Below are 19,164 nucleotides of genomic sequence, written 5' to 3'. Positions count from 1 at the left end.
CGTGAAAAGTTCGGGGATTAAGGTTGCCAAGTTCCATTTTGCCAACGCCGCATTTCGCGTCACTCCAAGTACGTGGGAAGCTTTGTCTTCCATTCGCTCATGAGCACCAGCGTCCCTTGGACGATCTCTCCGCCATTTTTTAGCAACTCAAGCTCTCCTACCGCTTTCGTGTCGTCCCACTTGAAATGGTGGGAGAGAATAGCAAGCACGTTCCGTTTGTATTCGGTGTCCAAGTTATCGAGCTGGTCTCCTTTGGTTTCGAGTACAGTGATGCGCTTCGGCTTTCCGTCGTGATGAACAGCAAACACGAAATCGGGATAGATTTTCGCTTTCCTCCAGCCCTGCAGAGAATATTGAGAGCGAGCGACATTCCGGTGCCACCAGGTAAGCGCCTTTTCGCCATCGAGGTAAACGGCGACCTCCCGCTCGTCGTTGTTGAGTTCATTCGCATAGACGGGCGCGAACAGGCTTTTCTCCAGCGGTCCGCCAGTTTTGCTGAAAATCTGGGGCGCGTTTTCCGGCTCCGTCGTCTCGACGCCGAAGGGCATCCGCCAGTTGCGACCGTCGAGGCGTAGCCGGAACTGGATGCGCCCGGCCGCCACGGTGGCTTTGAAGAGGGCTTCGGCACGGTCATCCCGGGCGATCTCAAGGCCTCGGCGTAACTCCTCAACAATAAAGCTGGCATGTCTTCCCAGTTTATCATCATCGAAACCCCGTACCCGAAGCTTCTCAAGAAACCTTTCAACAACCTCACGGCCGACAAACGGATTCAGGACGATGTCGGAAATCATCCTCACGGCGTGGACAGGATCGAACCTCAAGATTTCCGGATTCGGCGCAACGACTTCTCCGACAAGCAACTCCTTTCCGTCATCGGCGAGCCTAAGGCGCTGAAGCTGCCCTTCTGCGGCTTGAACGTTCTCGGGAATGCTTTCCGCAATTCGGCGTGGGTCGAAACCCAGCCAGTCTATGGCCGAGAGTACATCGGTCTCATAATCGAGATCACGAACCTGATCTCCATCCGCAAACATAACCTTAGGCAAGTAGATTTCTGTCGAAGCGAAAGCGGGTCGCCGCTTTGTTTTTCTCGCGCTCTGCCCTTTGCTAGTCCCGTCGACTTGGACGACTTGCCGGACGAGATCGCCGAGCCCGTCCTGTTCTAGTCCATCCTTGATCGCTGCCACGACGTCCGCTGTATCTGCGTGATGAGTGATAACATGGCATTCATCCAGGGCTGCTACCTCAGTTTTCTGTGCATGGGGCTGGCGAAGGATTCGACCGATCAGCTGTGTCATTGCTCTCAGATTTGAGCTGGCGGCCAGAGCACAAAGTACATAAGCGAATGGACAGTCCCAGCCCTCCTGGAGTGCTTGCTTTGTGATGATCGCGCGAACCCGATTAGTCGGCGAGAGCAAGTCCTGATTTTCCGGCTGATTTAAGTCGTTCTGCTCGGCAGTTTTGATCGCAATCTCGGCTTCATCAAAGCCCGCAGTCAAAAGCCAGTCTCTTACGTCGTAGGCGTGGATATAGTTTTTCGAGCGCTGCTCCGAGCCTGTACGCTCGACTTGGATCAGCATGATCGGTCGGATGTATCGACCGGTATTAGATCGAAGCTTTCGGGCGGCCCTATGCAGGCTCTTTAGTTTGTCGACAGCCGCGTTGAGGGTCGCCCTCCAGTCGGTACCCTGCCGAGGGTCGAGATTAAGAGGCATTTTGATCATGCCCTCGTGGTCAAGCTCTCGCCCGGCGATCTCGACCAACAAGTTGGCGTATCTCGCCTCGCGAGGATTGTTTCCTCCCCGCGGCTGCACATCCTGCGGCGTTGCCGTCAATTCCAAAACAAAACATGGATTGAAGCCATACAGCGTGCGGAACGCGAGGTCGGAAACGGCCCGATGACCTTCATCAAGCACCACGACGGGGCGGATCACTCGCAGAGCATTGCCCAGCGAGTCCTTCACCATCGGAAACATACTTTCGTATCCAGATAGGTTGGGCGTGAGGTCAAAAGCCGCTCGGTGGGCTTGCTGCTCGCCCTCCGGCGGGAAGAAGCCATGCACGTCCCCACGATCCTGAAACATCTTCAGGGAGTCCTGAGTCTCGCGGTTGGCTGATTGTAGCATCAGCAGCATGACGCAAAGGTTGGTTACCACGTCTCGCGCGTCCAGGCGATCCGTTTTTTCCATGATCCGGACCCGCCCGGCGGCTGCGCGATCAAGGGCCTGCCGGTAAGGATGCTGGCGATCCTTCAGATGCTTGAGAGTTTGCGTGTAGATCGCTTCGTTGGGGACGACCCAGAGGACAAAACCCGTATTCCGATTCAAATAGTTGCCCATGATCCTCGAGACGGCGGAGACCGCAAGCCATGTCTTGCCGCCGCCTGTTGGGACCTTCAGCACGATGTTCGGCGCAGGCCTGCCACAACCGTCGGCGCGGGGAGAGAATGGGATTTCTGCCCGAGAGCCGGGAAGCTTTCCATGGATCTTCAGAGCTTCCCACGTGTCCTTCACAAAGTCAGGAATGACAATGTCAACGCCGGGGTTGTTCGCAGCTACAAGGGCAACCTTGTCCGCGCTGGCTTTCTCCTCCTTTAGCCCATGGAGGTAAGTGTCGAGCGCCGTTAGCACCCGGTCCTGATAATCAAGTTGGCGGAACATGGATCTTTAGCCCCGGTCGATGCGGTACAGAGCAAACGGCAATGGCACAAATTCAACGGGCAAGTTCTGCTCGCCCAGCATTTTCTGGCTGACAAACCGGGCCGGAGCAAAGACCAGATGGCGCTTTTCGGGATCAGTCCCGGCAAAAATCTTGGCTTGATCGAGGGTGAGGGCCGCCGTGGGCGTTTTCAGCCAATTGAGGTCGGGTTTGTAGATCAGCCAGACATGCTGGCTTTCGGTCTCGCCGAGATAGAAATCCTTTTGACGGATCGCCTTCGGATCGAGCGCTTGATTGGTCGCCATGTGGAACAGCGCGGTCCCGATGGCGGCATAGGACGGTAGCGACTCGCCACTAAGCACCTTGTCCAGTTCGACGGGGTCATCCAGCGTGCAATAGGTGAATGCGCCGCCAAGGCCTTCCGCGCGCTTGGTGACCGCCTTTTCGCCCGTGACGATCAGTTCTCCGCCCTTCACTTGCTTGGTCACACGGTCGAAGTCTGGGCCTTCCAGGTTCTCGATGCCCTTTACCCTTTGAACAAGATCCTCGGCACGCTCAATCGCCCGCCAGTTTAAATATTCACGCAGCAGTTCGGTCTTTTGAGTTCCCTCGAATTTGTAGCCCTTTATGACTCGCCGAACACGCTCCGCCGTAAGTTTGTCTGCATAATCTTCCATTTCTACAAGGATAAAGCGGCGACTACCCCCATCGAGCTTGTTGGCTTGTAGTACGCCATGGGCGGTAGAACCAGAGCCAGCAAAAGAATCCAAAACCAAAAGGTCCTGTCTTTCGAACAGTGACAGTATGAACTGAATTAGCTCGATAGGCTTAGGAAATGGAAACTCTGCTTCAGGCAAAATCTGGCCAAATTCTTTTGAGCCATTGTTCGTGTAGAATACACCGTTAGTGACCGACGATACGTTGGTTCGTGCGTCGAGTTCTGAAAGGAAAGATTTGCGGCGCGGACGACCATCTTTTTTTTCGGGCCATAAAATGCGTCGCTCGGCAATCAGCCGTTTCATCGTGGCTGGCTCAAATCGCCATCCGCGCTTAGGGCAGCCATAGTTAATCTTTGTCGCAGGATTGATGAGATCAAAATGGAGGTTTGGCCTCTTATCTTTAGAGGCCAAGCCAACCATATTGGCGCTGGCCCACGGCCCACGATTGTCGCCATCTGGATTGGAATAGTCCGCGGCTGATCGGAGTTCTCCGTCTAGTCCTCCGCCATATATCAGAACAAATTCGTGATCATTCGATAGGCCATTCTCGTTTCTGTTGTCCTTGTTGTTTCGGGATTTCCAAACAAACTCACCAATGTACTGATCTTCTCCGAATATTTCGTCGCACATAGATTTTAAACGAGCGTACTCGATCGAATTTATGGAAATGAACGCTGCTCCCTCAGGCGAGAGCAATTCACCCAGCATCCGAAGGCGAGGCCACATCATGGCGCACCATTTATCGTGGCGTAGACCATCATCTAGCGAAATTGGATTGGCGGTGAGCCACTCGCGGATCATCGGCGCGTTGACGTTGTCGCTATAGCTCCATTCTTTGTTGCCCGTATTGTAGGGGGGATCGATGTAGACGCAGTCCACCTTGCCGGCGTAGAGCGGCAGCAGCGCCTTCAACGCGTGTAGGTTGTCGCCGTGAATGATCAGATTGCCATCAAACGCGACCGGACCGATGCCTTTTTTAGAATGTGGTACGAGGGGACGAAACGGTACCGCTAAGTGATGGTTGTAAACAAATTCTTTGCCTTTGAAATTCAATTCGGTCATTCACGCCCCCAGCTGCCGGCCGCGGCTTTCCGCTCACCTCGCCGTCAGGTTGAGCGATAGCAGGTGCGGGCGCGCTGATCCAGAGGTTGAAAGCAATGATCTTTTTTCGGGGATAAATGTCCCCCCGCCCCGGGATTCCCTTGTTTTTACAACCTGCGATCGCCAGCATGGCGCCTGCGATTCGCAACCGCAGGTACACGCATGACAGAGGATAACCTGGATTGCTCGACCTAGCTGCCGGTGATCGGCAAGAGCCTGCTGGATGTCGACAATCAGGTGACGCGGGACGTCTTCTCGGCCCCTATAAGCCCACTTCGAGCGCGTCCGCAGCGTCTGAGCAAAGAGTCAGCTCGGCGGCTTGACGGGTCGAGATCGCCTGCAGCCCCGGGTCCTTAACATCGTTAGGCGCCGAAGCTCGCAAAACTGAATAGACATCTCGCCAAGGTCGCCGATGCAGGTGGCCGAGACCGAGCCTGTCAGGTGGGTGGTTTGAGTGCTTCAGAGCGGCAACGCGGCTTGCAGTCGTCACAACGTCCGAAGGAAACTGCCTTGCGAAGTCAGTTGCACCCTCCGGTAGATTTGGCTCGCTATTTCGCGGAACGGGCGATAGCATGTGTCTTCAAAAATTAGGCGTGATCATTTGACAGAGTCTGGGGGCGTTAAGTGCTTCAGGAAATTAAGATTGCGGGTAACGCAAGCTATTCGAGTGAAGGCGAGAAGCTCTCGTCGCTGAAGGCGATCAATTTCATCTTCGGCACGAACGGAACCGGCAAGACAACGATCTCGCGCGTCATTTATAATCCTAGCTCCTATGCTTCCTGCGCCTTGACGTGGGAGAAGGGTCGGACGCTGGCCTGTTGCGTCTACAACAGCGACTTCGTGACCCGCAACTTTGTGCCGCAGCTTCCACTTCCCGGAATTTTTACCCTTGGAGAGGCCGCGAGCGACACGCTCGACAAGATCGAGAAAGCCAAAGCCAGGGTCGAAGACCTTGAGGATGGTATTGCGAAGCTGAACGGCACATTAGGCGTGGTGGACTCGTCGTCCGGTAAGCGGGGAGAGCTACGGACGCTGCGCGCCCAGTTCGAATCTGACTGCTGGAAGATCAAGGGCAAGTACGATCCCTATTTTAAGGACGCCTTCTCAGGCGTCCGAAACTCGCAGTCGAAGTTCTGCGACAAGGTGCTGGTAGAGTTGGCGGCCAACACGGCGCCGCTCGTGACCGTCGATGAGCTGAAGCGCAAGGCCGTGACGTTGTTTGAAGATGGGCTCGAGCGCCACGCCGTGATAGGCACTATTGACATAACCGATCTACTGGCGGTCGAACGCGCGCCCGTGCTCGCTAAGAAAGTGCTCGGCAAGGAAGATGTCGATGTCGCCGCCCTAATTCGGCGACTTGGCAACAGCGATTGGGTTAGGCAAGGACTGCAGTATCTCGGCCATGGATCTCAATGTCCTTTCTGTCAGCAGGAAGTCGAGGCGGAGCTTGCCGCGCGGCTCAATGCCTATTTCGACGAAACCTTCCTCAACGATATGGCGTCGATCGCCGCTGCGCTTGAGACATACGATGTCGTCGCTGGCTCGACTTTGAAGATGCTCGAAGAAGCTATCGCCCACGACAATCGTCACGTCGACCGGGAGCTTCTGCGCGCAGATGTCGATCGAATCGCCGCCCGCCTCGCGGTGAACAAGCGCCTGCTCGAAGCCAAGAAGCGCGAGCCCAGCACGCCGGTGACGTTGGAACCGCTCGCAGAACTGGCGGAGCCGATTATCGCCAGGATCGCCACCGCCAATGCCTCAATTGCCGCTCATAACGCGCTCGTAGACAACATTGCCGCCGAGCGCGGCACGCTCATCGGCCAAATCTGGAAGTACCTGCTCGATGAGTACAGCGCGACAATCGAGAAGTACCGGGCGGAGTGGGACGCGCTCGACAAGGCCGTCGGAGGACTGACTACAGGCCTCGCAGCGAAAGAGGGCCAGCTGCTTACCGCAAGGGCGGAGCTGCGTGAATTGGAAAAAAAAGTCACAAGCGTTCAGCCGACGGTGAGCGCGATCAACTCCTTGTTGACCTCGTTTGGCTTCTCTGGCTTCACGCTGAGAACGGCGGGCGAGCGCGGCCACCTCTATGAAATTGTCCGCAACGGCGGTGACAACGCGGCGGCGACGCTTAGCGAAGGCGAGAAAAGCTTCGTCTGCTTCCTCTATTTTTACCACCTGCTACGCGGCAGCGTATCAGAGTCGGATGTCACCTCCGACCGAATTGTCGTGTTTGACGATCCGGTGTCGAGTCTGGACAGCGACGTGCTGTTCATCGTCAGCAACCTGATCAAGCGTTTGCTCAAAGAGGCTTCCGATGGCAAAGGCCAGATCAAGCAAGTCTTCCTGCTGACTCACAACATCTACTTTCACAAGGAGGTATCGTTCGATCGCAACCGGGGAGCGGAATGCAGAGCGCAAGAGACCTTCTGGATCGTCCGCAAGGTCGACGGCGTCTCAAAGGTCGTCGGCTACAATCACAACCCGATTAAGACGTCGTACGAATTACTCTGGGCGGAAGTGCGGAACCCGAACCGCTCGAACATGACCATCCAGAACACGCTCAGGCGCATCATCGAGAACTATTTCAAGATTCTCGGCAACGTCGACACGGACGATATTATCGCGCAGTTCGAGGGCAAGGACCAGCAACTCTGCACGTCACTTTTCTCTTGGGTCAATGACGGATCGCACAGCGCCCACGACGATCTCTACATCTCCGCTGACGACAGCGTCGTGGCTCGCTATCTCGACGTATTCCGCCGCATCTTCGAAAAGACAGATCATCACGGGCACTATAAGATGATGATGGGAGCCCAGAAGCCCGCCGATCCCACTCAAGGTGCGGCTGCCGTCGCGCTAGAGGCGATCGCCTAATCGGATCATCCGTGAGATCGGGACAGCTTCCAACGCCTTCCACGTCATCCCGGCGCTGGATGTTCGGATTGAACTGCTCATGAGATGATCGTTCAGGCGCGTGAGGGCAGTTTCCCGACTGGACACGGGCTTACGCTACCTTCCGAATTTCAGTACTCCGGGATCAACGCCACGATGCGTTCGCACCAAGCGGCAAACCGCTTGACATGGGTCGCGAAGAGGCGGCGGAGGAGGTAGCTGCGGATGATCGAGATGCCGAGCTTGCGGATCGCCTCAGTCTCGTTGAGGAAGCTTCGGCGCTTTTGACCGACACCGGGCAAGGCTCGACGGCAGGAACCGCTCCAAGTTTTCGTCGATCATCGTCGTCGTCAGCCCTCTTAGACCAGACGTGCCGACTGTCAAGATGCCGGCACGTCGGCTGCCTATTTGGTATCCAATTTCGACGCCGGGTTGTTTTCCCTCGACGAACGCGGTTCAATTTACGGTGCGGAGAATTTTCTGAATGAAAAGAGGTCAGCATGAACACGCTTCCCAACTTGGACGTCGTTGCTCGCCTGCTAGTAGCGGCGGTATTCGGCAGCGTCATCGGATTTGAACGCGAGCGACTTCTCTGGGCCGCTGGTATCCGAACGCATATGTTGGTTTGCGTTGGTGCTTGCCTGATCATGATCGTCTCCGCCTTTGGGTTCCGAGACAGCCTTTCCTCTCAAAACGTCGTTCTTGACCCCTCGCGGGTTGCTGCACAGGTGGTTTCAGGCATTGGCTTCCTTGGTGCCGGCGCAATTCTGGCCCGAGGTGAGATAGTCAGGGGTCTGACGACAGCGGCGAGTATTTGGACGGTCGCTGCAATTGGTTTGGCCGTTGGTGGCGGTCTCTATTTCGCGGCTGGCGTTTCCACCGCTGTCATCATTGTTATTCTCGCTGGAGTAAAGCCGCTGGAAGAAGCTTATCGCGCTCGCAATCAAAGCTGCCGACTGAAAATTGAAGCGACGCAAGCCTCTGTTACGCCGGAGGTTGTCAAACGAACACTCAATATTCGCACTGGCCAGATTAAACGGTTTCTCACTACGCCTCGCGACGGCATCGAAGAGGTCACTGTCCTCTTGAGCAAGGTTTCGTCGCAAGACATCAAAACCTTTGTTGCAAAGCTAGACGAACTAGATGGTGTGCACTCTGTCGCTGTGATTGACCGCCGACGCGGCGAACCAAGCTAGACCGACTTACTCGGAAAGGATCGCGGGCTGGTCGAAACGAAAACGTAAACGAGGGGACCCCAGCTCTCCGCGCAGGTCAATCGAGGCCGACCCGATTGCGACGGGAAAAGTACTAAACTAAAATTTCAGGTGCCGCGCGGTGTCATTTGCAACGGAAGAGGCCCATATTGAAACGGAAACCCATGCGTTCCCAATCCCGTTGTCACCATGGTCAAGCAAACTAAGTTCTTTCGAAAACAGGCGGATAAGGCGGAGCAAGCGGCCATGCGCGCGTCGGACCCTGATCGCGCGGCTGGGCTTCGTGCCGTAGCGCTGGCCTATCGAAGCCAGGCCGACGTTTTGAAACGAAAGAAAAAAGAGAAAGACAAAGCCCGCTGACTAGCTCGGCGGGTCGGCGCCGTTCCAGGTACTGGCGCTCAAGCTCTGAGAGTTGTGTTCCGAGCAATCTGCGATAGCGATCAATGTTGGTGCGATGGGTCCGCAACCGTGACGATCCCGGCCAACGCTGGCGCAATCCCCTGCCCGGCTGCTAAAATGGCGGGATGGAACTCACTCGCCGCCGAAACCCTGAGATCCCCGATTGCTGGCACGTCTACTATGGAGACACCCACGTCGGGACGATCGCCAAGCGCGCCGGCGTGCCGGCTGACGTCGACCAATGGGGCTGGGACTGCGGCTTCTATCCGCGATCGCATCAAGGGCACCATCCCGATGGCACCGCGGCGACCTTTGAAATAGCGCGAGCCGAGTTCGAGCGGGCGTGGCTCGAATACCTTCCACAATGCACCGAGGCCGATTTCACAGAGAACCGCCGGGAGCGAGCCTTCACCGCCTGGAAGTATAAGATGTGGGGCACCCGTCGCCAGCTACCGACCCAGACGACCGACGGCCGGTCCCGATGCTTCTGCGGCGCCGAGTTGACGATCGCGAGCGTGCCGGAGCACGTCCGCAGCGCGCATATGGACATGGCGTGATGAAATGCACCCGCTGCGAAGACAGTGCGTGGGTCTGCGAGGCCCACCCGGATCGGCCTTGGGAAGGTCCGAACGCATGCCCTTGCGGCGCGCCGGGCGCGCCGTGCCCGGACTGTAACGTGACGAAGGAAGGCGAAGTGCCGCGGATGCCGGAGGGCTTCAGGATTGAGGTCGATAAGGATGGCTGGCGGCACTGACAGGAACGAATTGTCCGGAACCGGCTTGAGTCGCGGTTGTGTGGAGTTCGAGTATGAGTAAATCCGATTGGACGCCGTCTATCGTGCCACGAGGCGACGATCAGGATGTCTACCTTGTCGTGGACGACCTGGGCCGGCTGGGCAGGATTTGGTGCGAGGCAGACTACGAAGATACCACCTTCGAGACCATCGTCGCGGACATGCTCACAGCGCAGTATAAAAATCCGATCGGCATTTTCTGCTTCAACACTGGCGAGGGATGGTCGCGCGACGTCTCGGCGGACGTCGCCCGTGAGCTGCGCCGGCTGATTGATCTGGAGCAGCGGGACGTTCCGCAGAGCCTTGAGGAGTTCCTGGAGCGGCACGAAGGGCCGCGCCAGCTGACCCTCCGGCTTGGTCTGACGGGACTCCAAAACCGGCGCTAAAATCCTATCTAAAGGCCATGCCCAAAGCCCTTTTTGAGCCCTGCCTCCCGACCCGCGGGAAAGAGGTTCCCTCCGGCGCGGATTGGCTTCACGAGATCAAGTACGATGGCTATCGCCTGATTGTTCAGCGCGACGGTGATCGCGTTCGGCTGTTCACCAAGAACGGCCACGACTGGACCAAGCGCTATCCATGGATTGTAGAGGCGGCGCTGAAGAATCCTGCGAAGCGCTTCGTCCTCGACGGCGAGGCCGTTGTGCTCGGCGTCGATGGCGTTTCGGATTTCGATTCCTTGCATTCGCGGAAGTATGATGACCAGGCGCAGCTCTACGCCTTCGACATGCTGGCCACGGATGAAGATGATGTGAGGAAGCTGCCGCTGTCGATGCGCAAGACCAAGCTGGCCCGCCTGCTCGACCGACGTCCTGACGGCATCTTTGCCGCCCCGTTCGAGCCGGGCCCGATTGACCCGCGCATGTTCCCGAAGGCCTGCGAGATGGGGCTGGAGGGCATGGTGTCGAAGCGCCTGGACAGCCCCTATCGTCCCGGCCCCCAACGGAGCTGGGTCAAGGTGAAGAACCCGCTTCACCCGGCGCTGTACCGCGTGAAGGATTCTTTCTCGTGACCAGAAACGCAAAAAAGGCCGCCCCCGGTTAAGGGGCGGCCAAACTTTTCGCCCCCGGATCGGGGAGCTATCTAGGGGCGTGTACTCATAAACTTGGTATGTCCATGCAGACATGGCGATGTCCGCTTCGCTCTCAAAAGCCGACATCCGGGCCACGCGCCAGGATGTCCGCTAAGTCCCAATTTCGGAAGTGACCGCACTCATTCGATCACGCGAACGGAGATTGGGTTCGCGGGCACGTTCGGTTCAGGGAACGGGTGAAGGCGTCCCCCCTGTTCGGAGCCCGTTTTACGACGCGATACCTTTTACCGAGCGTCACCCGGACTGCAATAATTGACCGGGGACTTCTTCAGGTTGAGGTCCTTCGTCAAGATATCGATCCCCGGAGACACTGCAGCGAGAGTGGTGCCGTTCAAAAAACCCTTACTGCAACTCTGCGTGTTGCAGTTGCCCGCCCACGTGACCCATTCGCCGGTTTGGAACATAGTTTCGCAGGCACAGATTGCTTTTGACGGATTGGCAGGGTCGACAGTGCACTTCGCGTTGAGGCACTCCGCCCACGGCGTTCCGGCGGCGCATTTCATCACGCGTTTGCCCTGATAGGATTGCGTGAGCGCGAAATAGGAATAAACGGTGCGCCAGCCATTGGCGTCGGTGCTCGGCTTGATGGCGTCGCACGAGGCAACCCCAATCGTCCCACCCTTGGTGTCCCACACATCGCAGGTACAGAGCGCCACCTTCGGATTGCCGGGCGACGGGACGCACGAGGCGCTCGTGCAGAGTGCAAATTGCTGGTCGCAAATCAAAGGCTTGTCCTGCGCGCTGGCGATGCCGCTCGAGCCGAGCAACACTGCTACTACTAACGCTACAAAGGCCCATTTTCCCATGTCGATCCTCCTGATTGCGGGGCCGGAGAGCGTCCGCCGCCGCTGATTGTAGAAGCGCTCGATTACATGCGTCGATTGCCCTCGATCCGAACCGAACACCGCGCTTGGTGATTGATCTAGATCAAGGAATGTCCGTTCGGGGTCAAAAGGCGAAATACTCGCTGCGAGCAGATGTCTTCCGCTTTGGCCCCAACAACGGACATCGCTCAATAGGGTCGGCATTAAGCACACCCACCGCGACCGCGCCGGCTTCACTGGCAGGAGCCGATGACACTAATAGAACGCCTTCAAGTCGAGGCCGTGCACCTTGCAGAAGCGCGCGGCCAGTTTTCGAAATGGCGCGTTGTGAGTGTTCTCGTTACCTCCGGTTTCAAGGCCGGAGCACTCGAGCACGAGATGGATCATTTCATGACCAAGGGTCTCGATGAGCGTCACGGTCTGGCCAATCGACGGAGACGAGATCGAGATGCGCGGTCGCCCTCCAATGCGGCGATACCAGCCGAAGCGTTCGCGGTCCTTCACAACCCAGAACTCGACCTCGTCGGCGTGCGGCATCCCCTTGAGCGTCCGGAACGGCGGCATCGATCGCAGGTATTCATAGAGCGCCGCGATCGACTCTGGGTGCAGCGGCAGCGTCATGCGGCAACCATCTCCGGGGTCAGTGTGACGCGCCCGACCTCGCCGAAGCGCTTCGAGTACGTGATGACCTTGGCCGAACGGCCGGAGTTGTAGCCGCCGTTGGCCTCGAAGGCGCTCGGCGCCGCCAGCGTCTCGTGACGCTCCACCTTCATCAGGTTGGTCGATATCAACTCGTCGGAGTGGAGGTGCCCGGTGTGGCCGTAGGCGAATTTGGTCCGCCCGTAGATTTCCCGGTAGCGCCCGACCCACGTCGAGTCGACGTCCTTCATCTTTTTCTTGTGGCCGTGGTGGTAGAACAGCGAGGTCAGACCCCACTCGTAGGCGTAGTACGTCCCCGGCGTGCGATCGATGGTGATCCGCGGCTCGTCTTCAAAGTGGGCGGCGAACATCTCGCGAAGCCAGACCTCGCTGGCCTCGTCGTGGTTGGCGTCCGCCATGATCAGATGCAGGTGGTCGTGCTTCTCAAGCAGCATGCGAACGGCGGCGCGCATGCAGCGGATAACAACACGAACGATCTTGGCAAAGCGCGAGTCGGCGTCGAGGATGTGCCCGTGCGCCGGCGTGATCGCCTTCAGCGAGTCGAAGTGCAGGAGGTCGCCGAGCTGCGCCAGGATGGCCTGCTCGGCATCCGGCGACTGCCGGATCGCGGCAGCAAACCAATTGATCCAGAGCTTCTCGGCGATCTTCAGATCCCAGTCCCCGCCCGTCTCCTCCTTCCACGACAGCATGCCGAAGTGGTAGTCGGTCACGGTGTACTGGTTGACGAGGTCGGCGTTGCCGATGAGATTGAGGTGGACAGGCTCGGCGCGGGGGATCTCCGACGAGAACGCGGCAACGGCGGCGCGCATGGCCGCCTCGCGCGCCACGTCGTCAACTTCGGCTCTGATCCAGTCCTGAATGACGCGACCGCTGGCGTCGCGGTTGACCGTCATCTTGCCGAGGAAGTGCGTCTTCGGCATCTTGAACACGTCGCCGTGTTCTAGCTTTTCGGTGATGTGCTGGCCCCCGTCGGGGGCGGTCGTGATCTTGGTGATCTCGAAACCCGGCTTTGCCGGCGGGTGGTCAAGAAGAAGGCCGCGCTTGGCGGCCTGTTTCAGTCTATCCCCTACGGTGCGCTCCCCTATACCGAGAGCTTGCGCGGTCCTTATCCAACTTCTGTCATTGGCGTTGTACGCCTCCACCGTCGCAGTGAGAACTTCGTTAGAAAGCGGCGGTCTCGGCATGGTCACCTCATAAGCAAACAAAAACGGCGCGGCCGAAGCCGCGCCGTGGAGGAAGGACTGGTCGATCGGTTAGAGTGCGTTGAGCGCGCGCCGGTCGTACTCGGCGAAGACGCGGGTCTTCCAGGCGCGGATATAGCCAGCCAGAACGCTCGACGGGGTCTGACCGGCCTCGAGGCCGATGCCGGAGCAGTAGGCATCGAAGCCGATACCGAGGCGGTCGACGGTGTCGGCCGCGAGTTCGTTGAGCATCGGCACGATGATGGGGTCTCTGACTGAAGCGGGCAGCCCCATGAACTTCGACTTGTTCATGTGATTGAGCAGCACATAGTGCTTGGCCCCCTCCACCGCGCTGGCGGTGGCTTCGATCTCGTCGAAGGAAGCCTTGTTCGAGCCGATGACGTGCACCACCGAGATCCGTAGCCGGCCGTCCTTCGCGCCGGCAAGAAAGCCGATCTCGGACAGCGTCGCGAGGGTCTTCGACAGGAGCCCGGCCCGGATGTCGATCAACGTCACCTGCGCGTCGCGCAGATTGTCGAACACCTCGACCTGGTCGTCGCTCTCTTCGAGATTGACGATCTTGGTCTTGTCGGGATGGAAACGCTGCAGGACGCCCTGCGGGTATTCGGTGTCGCGCGCGCGGACGCTGATACCGTGGGACTGGAAGTAGTCCATGAAGGTGCGGGAAACGGTGGTCTTGCCGACGCCGCCCTTGTCGGCGCCGATGATAACAACGTGGGGAACCATTTAAGCCTCTATTGCGGTGATGATTGAAAGAGGCGCCCTAGTTCGGGCGCCTGAGTTTTCGCGTCAGGAGGAAGATCTGCAGGCCACCAACCGCGACCCCGATGTAGGGAAGCAGCGTGCCGAAGAACCACGACCCGCTCTCGAAGAGATGAAGCCAGTACCCCGAGGCCATCCAGACGACTGCAAGCGGGATGTTCACGAACGAGTCATGGTGCATTCGCATGATCTTTCCTTTGATTGTCGGCGGGCTGCCGACGAGCCAGCCCGCCTGTGTGGACGGGCACTCAGAAGTGCTTGTTGAGACCGATCGTGACGAGGTTGTCGGAGCCGACATTGCCGGCCGCCGGCGCGTACAGGTACCGGATGTCCAAGTCCCAGTTCGTCGCCAGCAGGAACGCGGCACCTGCGCCGGTCGCCCACTGCGACACGCCATCACGCTGGATCGCGCCCATAGCGAAATACGGAGACATCAGGACATTGGACAGCGAGCTCGGAATGGCGATTGGGCTCGATGCGTTGTTGACTAGGCCGCTAAGGTTGCCGCCGAACTTCACGATCTCGTAGCCGGTCAGGTTGTTGGTGGTGACCGCAATCGCACCGTTCTGAAACTGGTATCCGAGACCGGCTTCCACCGCGGCGAAATAGGTGCCGTTCCAGAGTTGGTAGCCGCCGTGCATGTCCAGCATGCCGCCCGCGGCAAAAACCGACCCGTTGAGCCCGCTGCCGAGGATGTCGGCGTTGGTGCCGTTGCCGGTCAAGCCGACACCAGCATACCAGCCGGTGCAGGAGTTGATGAGGCAGTTGTTCTGCGTCGCTGGCGTGACCGCCGCGCTCGTCGTTGCAGTCGTGGTGACGACGTCGGCGGCGTGCGCTGTACTGACCGTGGCGGTCAGCAGGGCGAAGGCGACGAGAACCGCCGCCGCTGCGCCGGCAACCCTCTTGGTGAAGGCACCGGGGGCCGCGAGCAGTCCGATCAGGCTGGTGCCGCAAAACAGCAGGAACTTGTCCCACGCCTTGATCGCTTCGATCCAGGCGGCTGGCACCATGCCAACGAGGCTGATCTTGTCGTTGGCGATCGCGCCCTCAACATCGATCAGAAAGGCCAGCAAGAGAATGGCCATACTGATATTGAACTTCATCGGTCGGTCTCCTTGTGGGGGTATCCCGCTGCGAACGCGGGTGGTTCGAGTTACGCTGCCAGGTCGATGCGACCACTCACGATCAGCAGCAAATCGCGAGGGGTAACGTGGTTGAACTCGGTCGCCAGATGCGGCGGGAAGATCGCCACTTCCGGACGACAGAGGCCTGCGGCCTGCAGCTCGCTGCAGAACCATGCATTGGTCGACTGCCAGTCTCGCTCTAGCGCGATGCCGGCGATCGCCTTGAAGTCGTATGGCTTGTCGATCTGCGACCGCAGGAAGCTATGGAAGGCGTCCGTCTGTGCAGCCGTTGCCGGGATCGAAACATAAAGCTCCCGGGTAAACACGGATTTGTCGTAGTCGTGCGGGCGAGCCAGGACGCCGCCCTCAGCGTGCGCGCCCAGCAACGTCCCGTCCGGCATCAGAGCTTCGACGTGTGTTGCCCAAAAGCCATATTCGAACGCGCGAATGCCGTCGGACACGAGGTCGTGTCCGGTAACGAACCGGATCGTGATCATTTTTAGCCCTTGATGAGTTCTTCGGCGACCGAGGTCGCGATGGCATGCGCGCGAAGGCTGAACTCGAGGCCCTTGCGAAATTCGGCGGTCGCTTCGGCCGCGGATTGCGTTTCCAGGTTCGTAACCAAAACCCCGAACAGCCGGTCAAGCTGGGAGCCGAGCGCGCTGTCGATCGATGTCTTCACGGCAGCTTGCGTCATCACGGCAGCACCACGCCAAAGGCGTGCCCCCACATCGAGGTCGAGACCTCGCGCTGCTTGAGTCCGATCAGGCCGCCGTTGAGGTGGCGCGTGGCGTTCACTTCGTCGCCGCGCTGCGCGTAAGGCAGGCAGCCGCAAATCTTGACGAAGTCGACGATGCCGGCCTCGAAGAAGTGCTCGCGCGTGTTGATGAGTTCGGGATGGTTGATGAAGTCGACGCCGAGCAGCTTGGTCAGCAGCGCGTACGCCTCTTCGCCGGTGCTCTGCGCGGGACCGCGGCCGCGATAGTCCCAACCGTCATCGGTGCCGATGCGGTTGCCCATCCTCCCGTTATAGGCTTGGTTCGCGATCAGGCGCGGCTGGTGCTGCATCTCCAGCGCCTGAGCCATCGTGAAGTGCGTCGGCCACTGCGAATGCAGCACGGGGGCGCGGTAATTGAGGTCTTCCTCGACCTGCTCCCCGCCGGCGCACTCTTCGGTGAACTCGCCCATCATGATGGCGATCGCCACCGGCGAGGTCAGACCGTATTTCGGGAACAGTACCGGCGCCTGCGCGATCATTGCCGCCGTCAGGCCGGGGATATGCATGTCCGCGTGCGGCCACAGCCGCGTCAAAGCGGCGCCGAAAAGCGCTTGATCCATGGTGATGTCCGAATGAAAAAGCCGCCCGAAGGCGGCTTTGAGGGTTACGAGTTAACCGGCCACGCCGGGATCGGCGACGGCGGCGTGTCGACCTGCGCCGTCGTGGTGATGGTGCCGGCGTTGATAGCGGTGATGACCTGACTGAGCGTCGTGAAGGTTGCTTGCAGGAAGGTCGACACAGAGGCGAACATTGCTGTCATCTGCGCGGCGACCAGCGTGATCGGGGTGCCGTTGGTCGGCACCCAATTGAACGTGGCCGTCGGAGAGGTCGCAGCGATCGACGCAGCCCCCTGCAGCAGCACAAGGCTGGAGGGGTCAGTCGAACATTCGACGAGGACGCCGTTGCCGACCGACACCAGCGTGCCCCCGCCCATGATCTTCGACTGCTTGGTGTTGGCGTAGGAGATCAGTTCTGCCGCCGTCGGCGCAAAGCCGGCGGCGAACAACGTCTGCGCGGCGGTCGCGTAGGCATCGGGGATCAGCAGCGCGGTTCCGTTCCACACCGGATTAGCCGCCGGTTCAGTTGCGCTGAACCGCGTGCAAAACACCGACGCTTGAGCGGCTGTCATGGTCAAGGTCAACATTTAGTGCACCCTCGTCACGGTTACATTGAAGCCGTAGCCAACATCGTACGTCAGCGAGCTACCGTTAACCTGGTAGACAGCGAACGCGATGGTGTCGCCGGCGCTAAGGCTCTGTATCCAGCATCCGCCGCCGTAATCCTCCTTGATGTAAGGACCAGAGTCGTTGACGATCTGGAGACCGTTTCCAGACGGCGACTGAACGGCTCCGTTCCAAAGTATCCAGCCTGACGACAACGCGGCGTAGGGATCGGAGCCGGAAACGCTGTAGACGTCGGTGGAGTACGCGAACAGGTAGCGGCCAGCCGTCTCGATCACGATCTCTCCCGAAGAGAACGCGACGTTGCCCTGACTTCCAATCGTCGCCGACGTGAACGGCGCGAAGGTGTGAGTGGCATACGGCGCTTCAACAGAACCGGACCCGTAGAAGGTGCTGACGTCGGCGAAGGGCGCGTTGGTGAGGTTGTAGACGTTGACGGTGGCCACGCTGGGATTGCACACCTGGAAGTGGGTGCCGTCGTAGAGCAGCCAAAGCATTTCGCCGGCGACGATCTGTCCCGCGGTGAGCGCCGAACCATTGGGGTTGACGACAGAGACCGCCGCCAGAGAGTTGACGGTGATCGTCGTCGCGCCCGTGTTGGTGTTGGCGAGCTTGACCATAAGCTCGTTGCCCGCCGTCAGCGCGGTGAGCGCCGGGTTGGGAGCGACCACGATTGAGTTGGCTACGCCGCTCGAGTCCGCCGCATAGGGGATCGACAGCGTGTAAGTGTTGTTGTTGACCGTGCTGGAGGTGAAGCCGAAATAATTGGCGATCTGCCAGCTCGAACCATCCCAGATAAGTTCGACGACCATGCCGGCGTTGATGTCGCCGGCAGACAAGGCCGCGCCGTTGGCGCGGTGAACGGCCGATGCGCCGAGGCCGTTCAGGTTAAAGGTCGTTGCGCCCGTGTTGGAATTGGCCGCCCTGATGTGGACGGTCATGCCGGGGGTAAGCGTCGTAGGGACCGGCGTGACGTTCGCCACCATGGCGTTCACGCCGCCCGTGTCGGTGCCGTACAGCCACTGACCGGACTGAACACCCGCCGGGACTTGCGGGAGCGTCACGGGAATGAACGGCGCGCCCGACACCGGCGTGATGTTGCCCGACGTGATCGTGGTCGCGCCGTTGGCGACGGTGACCAGATAGATGCCGGTCCAGCCGGCATCCGCCGTGGGTGCCGTCTGCGTGCCGGACGGCGCAGCGAGACCGGCCTTGATCTGAACCGAGGCGACGCCCTTGCGCACGGTATTCTGCGCAGAGCCGGCGTTGCCGGGGCCAGAGAACGGGACGGTGGGGACGTTGGCGTTGAAGTACGGCAGCACCGTCGACCCGGTGTCGAGGTCCTGATACTGCACCTCGATGAGGAAGACCTGGCTGTATCCGACCGTGGTCGGCGGCGTGATGCCGAGCGTCACGGGGTCGAGGATGACCCCCTGCTTCAGGATGGTGTGCGTGTCGGGGGACAGCGAGCTCCACGCCGACGCCTCGAGATTTTCGAGCTGATAGATTTCGCCCGGCGTCACGATGACGTTGAGAGAAGCCGGCACCGTCGGCGTGACAGTGAATGCGTTGACGATGGTGGTCGAGCCGAGCACGGCGGAAGCCAGCTTGGCGAGGCCGACCATCGCGTTCTGCGACTGCTTGAGCTGATCCGTCTCAAGCGGAATCTGGCCAGCGTAAATCGTCTGGCGGTCCATGCGCCATGCTCCTTGATTGGGTGTTGGAAAAGAAAAAGGCGCCGTGAGGCGCCTTGGGACGGACGTGTTG

At 59.3% G+C, this 19,164-nt stretch carries 19 protein-coding genes; 6 read left to right on the top strand and 13 right to left on the bottom strand.

The window, feature by feature from the left end:
- Window positions 1-59 precede the first annotated feature (59 nt).
- Window positions 60-2,657: a DEAD/DEAH box helicase gene (locus B5527_RS14865; RefSeq protein WP_079602072.1), complete on the bottom strand. Its 2,598-nt coding sequence runs from the start codon at window positions 2,655-2,657 to the stop codon at window positions 60-62.
- Window positions 2,658-2,663: 6 nt separating this feature from the next.
- Complete coding sequence (locus B5527_RS14860) at window positions 2,664-4,436, bottom strand: site-specific DNA-methyltransferase (protein WP_079602071.1); 1,773 nt, start codon at window positions 4,434-4,436, stop codon at window positions 2,664-2,666.
- A 663-nt stretch (window positions 4,437-5,099) separates the two neighbouring features.
- Between B5527_RS14860 and B5527_RS14855 the strand changes: the two genes are divergently transcribed.
- The 6 genes from B5527_RS14855 to B5527_RS14830 all read left to right on the top strand — a co-directional run bounded on the left by B5527_RS14855 (window position 5,100) and on the right by B5527_RS14830 (window position 10,785).
- Entirely contained in the window at window positions 5,100-7,352 is a 2,253-nt protein-coding gene (locus B5527_RS14855) for an AAA family ATPase (RefSeq protein WP_079602069.1), read from the top strand.
- A 518-nt stretch (window positions 7,353-7,870) separates the two neighbouring features.
- The gene (locus B5527_RS14850) at window positions 7,871-8,566 is read left to right on the top strand and encodes an MgtC/SapB family protein (protein ID WP_079602067.1); all 696 of its coding nucleotides are present in this window, start codon (window positions 7,871-7,873) and stop codon (window positions 8,564-8,566) included.
- A 207-nt stretch (window positions 8,567-8,773) separates the two neighbouring features.
- Entirely contained in the window at window positions 8,774-8,944 is a 171-nt protein-coding gene (locus B5527_RS45320; RefSeq protein WP_172842563.1) for a hypothetical protein, read from the top strand.
- A gap of 164 nt (window positions 8,945-9,108) precedes the next feature.
- Window positions 9,109-9,540, top strand: coding sequence for a hypothetical protein (locus B5527_RS14840; protein WP_079602063.1), 432 nt, complete (start codon window positions 9,109-9,111; stop codon window positions 9,538-9,540).
- Window positions 9,541-9,790: 250 nt separating this feature from the next.
- A complete protein-coding gene (locus tag B5527_RS14835; protein WP_079602062.1) occupies window positions 9,791-10,162 on the top strand; it encodes a hypothetical protein in 372 nt (123 codons plus the stop codon).
- A gap of 17 nt (window positions 10,163-10,179) precedes the next feature.
- A complete protein-coding gene (locus tag B5527_RS14830) occupies window positions 10,180-10,785 on the top strand; it encodes an RNA ligase family protein (protein ID WP_079602060.1) in 606 nt (201 codons plus the stop codon).
- 305 nt (window positions 10,786-11,090) lie between these two features.
- Here B5527_RS14830 and B5527_RS14825 read toward each other — a convergent pair whose 3' ends face one another.
- The 11 genes from B5527_RS14825 to B5527_RS14775 form a co-directional block, all read right to left on the bottom strand.
- A complete protein-coding gene (locus B5527_RS14825; RefSeq protein WP_154072259.1) occupies window positions 11,091-11,672 on the bottom strand; it encodes a hypothetical protein in 582 nt (193 codons plus the stop codon).
- A 273-nt stretch (window positions 11,673-11,945) separates the two neighbouring features.
- The gene (locus tag B5527_RS14820) at window positions 11,946-12,311 is read right to left on the bottom strand and encodes a SprT-like domain-containing protein (protein ID WP_079602057.1); all 366 of its coding nucleotides are present in this window, start codon (window positions 12,309-12,311) and stop codon (window positions 11,946-11,948) included.
- Entirely contained in the window at window positions 12,308-13,534 is a 1,227-nt protein-coding gene (locus B5527_RS14815) for a hypothetical protein (RefSeq protein WP_079602056.1), read from the bottom strand. The genes B5527_RS14820 and B5527_RS14815 overlap by 4 nt, the downstream gene beginning before the upstream one ends.
- Window positions 13,535-13,603: 69 nt before the next feature.
- Window positions 13,604-14,278 carry a hypothetical protein gene (locus tag B5527_RS14810; protein ID WP_079602054.1) on the bottom strand — a complete coding sequence of 225 codons (675 nt, stop codon included), beginning with the start codon at window positions 14,276-14,278 and terminating at the stop codon, window positions 13,604-13,606.
- Between the two features lie 37 nt (window positions 14,279-14,315).
- Window positions 14,316-14,501 carry a hypothetical protein gene (locus tag B5527_RS14805; RefSeq protein ID WP_154072258.1) on the bottom strand — a complete coding sequence of 62 codons (186 nt, stop codon included), beginning with the start codon at window positions 14,499-14,501 and terminating at the stop codon, window positions 14,316-14,318.
- A gap of 61 nt (window positions 14,502-14,562) precedes the next feature.
- A complete protein-coding gene (locus B5527_RS14800; protein WP_079602051.1) occupies window positions 14,563-15,417 on the bottom strand; it encodes a hypothetical protein in 855 nt (284 codons plus the stop codon).
- A gap of 50 nt (window positions 15,418-15,467) precedes the next feature.
- Window positions 15,468-15,935, bottom strand: a complete 468-nt coding sequence (locus B5527_RS14795) for a hypothetical protein (RefSeq protein ID WP_079602050.1) — start codon at window positions 15,933-15,935, stop codon at window positions 15,468-15,470.
- A gap of 2 nt (window positions 15,936-15,937) precedes the next feature.
- Window positions 15,938-16,135: a hypothetical protein gene (locus tag B5527_RS14790; RefSeq protein ID WP_079602048.1), complete on the bottom strand. Its 198-nt coding sequence runs from the start codon at window positions 16,133-16,135 to the stop codon at window positions 15,938-15,940.
- Window positions 16,135-16,776, bottom strand: a complete 642-nt coding sequence (locus B5527_RS14785; protein ID WP_079602047.1) for a glycoside hydrolase family 19 protein — start codon at window positions 16,774-16,776, stop codon at window positions 16,135-16,137. The genes B5527_RS14790 and B5527_RS14785 overlap by 1 nt, the downstream gene beginning before the upstream one ends.
- A 44-nt stretch (window positions 16,777-16,820) precedes the next feature.
- The gene (locus B5527_RS14780) at window positions 16,821-17,360 is read right to left on the bottom strand and encodes a DUF4376 domain-containing protein (RefSeq protein WP_079602045.1); all 540 of its coding nucleotides are present in this window, start codon (window positions 17,358-17,360) and stop codon (window positions 16,821-16,823) included.
- Window positions 17,361-19,094, bottom strand: a complete 1,734-nt coding sequence (locus tag B5527_RS14775; RefSeq protein ID WP_079602044.1) for a hypothetical protein — start codon at window positions 19,092-19,094, stop codon at window positions 17,361-17,363.
- Window positions 19,095-19,164: the final 70 nt, after the last annotated feature.

Source organism: Bradyrhizobium erythrophlei, from assembly GCF_900129425.1.
Taxonomy (GTDB): Bacteria; Pseudomonadota; Alphaproteobacteria; order Rhizobiales; family Xanthobacteraceae; genus Bradyrhizobium; species Bradyrhizobium erythrophlei_C.
Note: the sequence above shows the minus strand (reverse complement) of the source record. Positions and strands in the feature narration are given on the sequence as shown.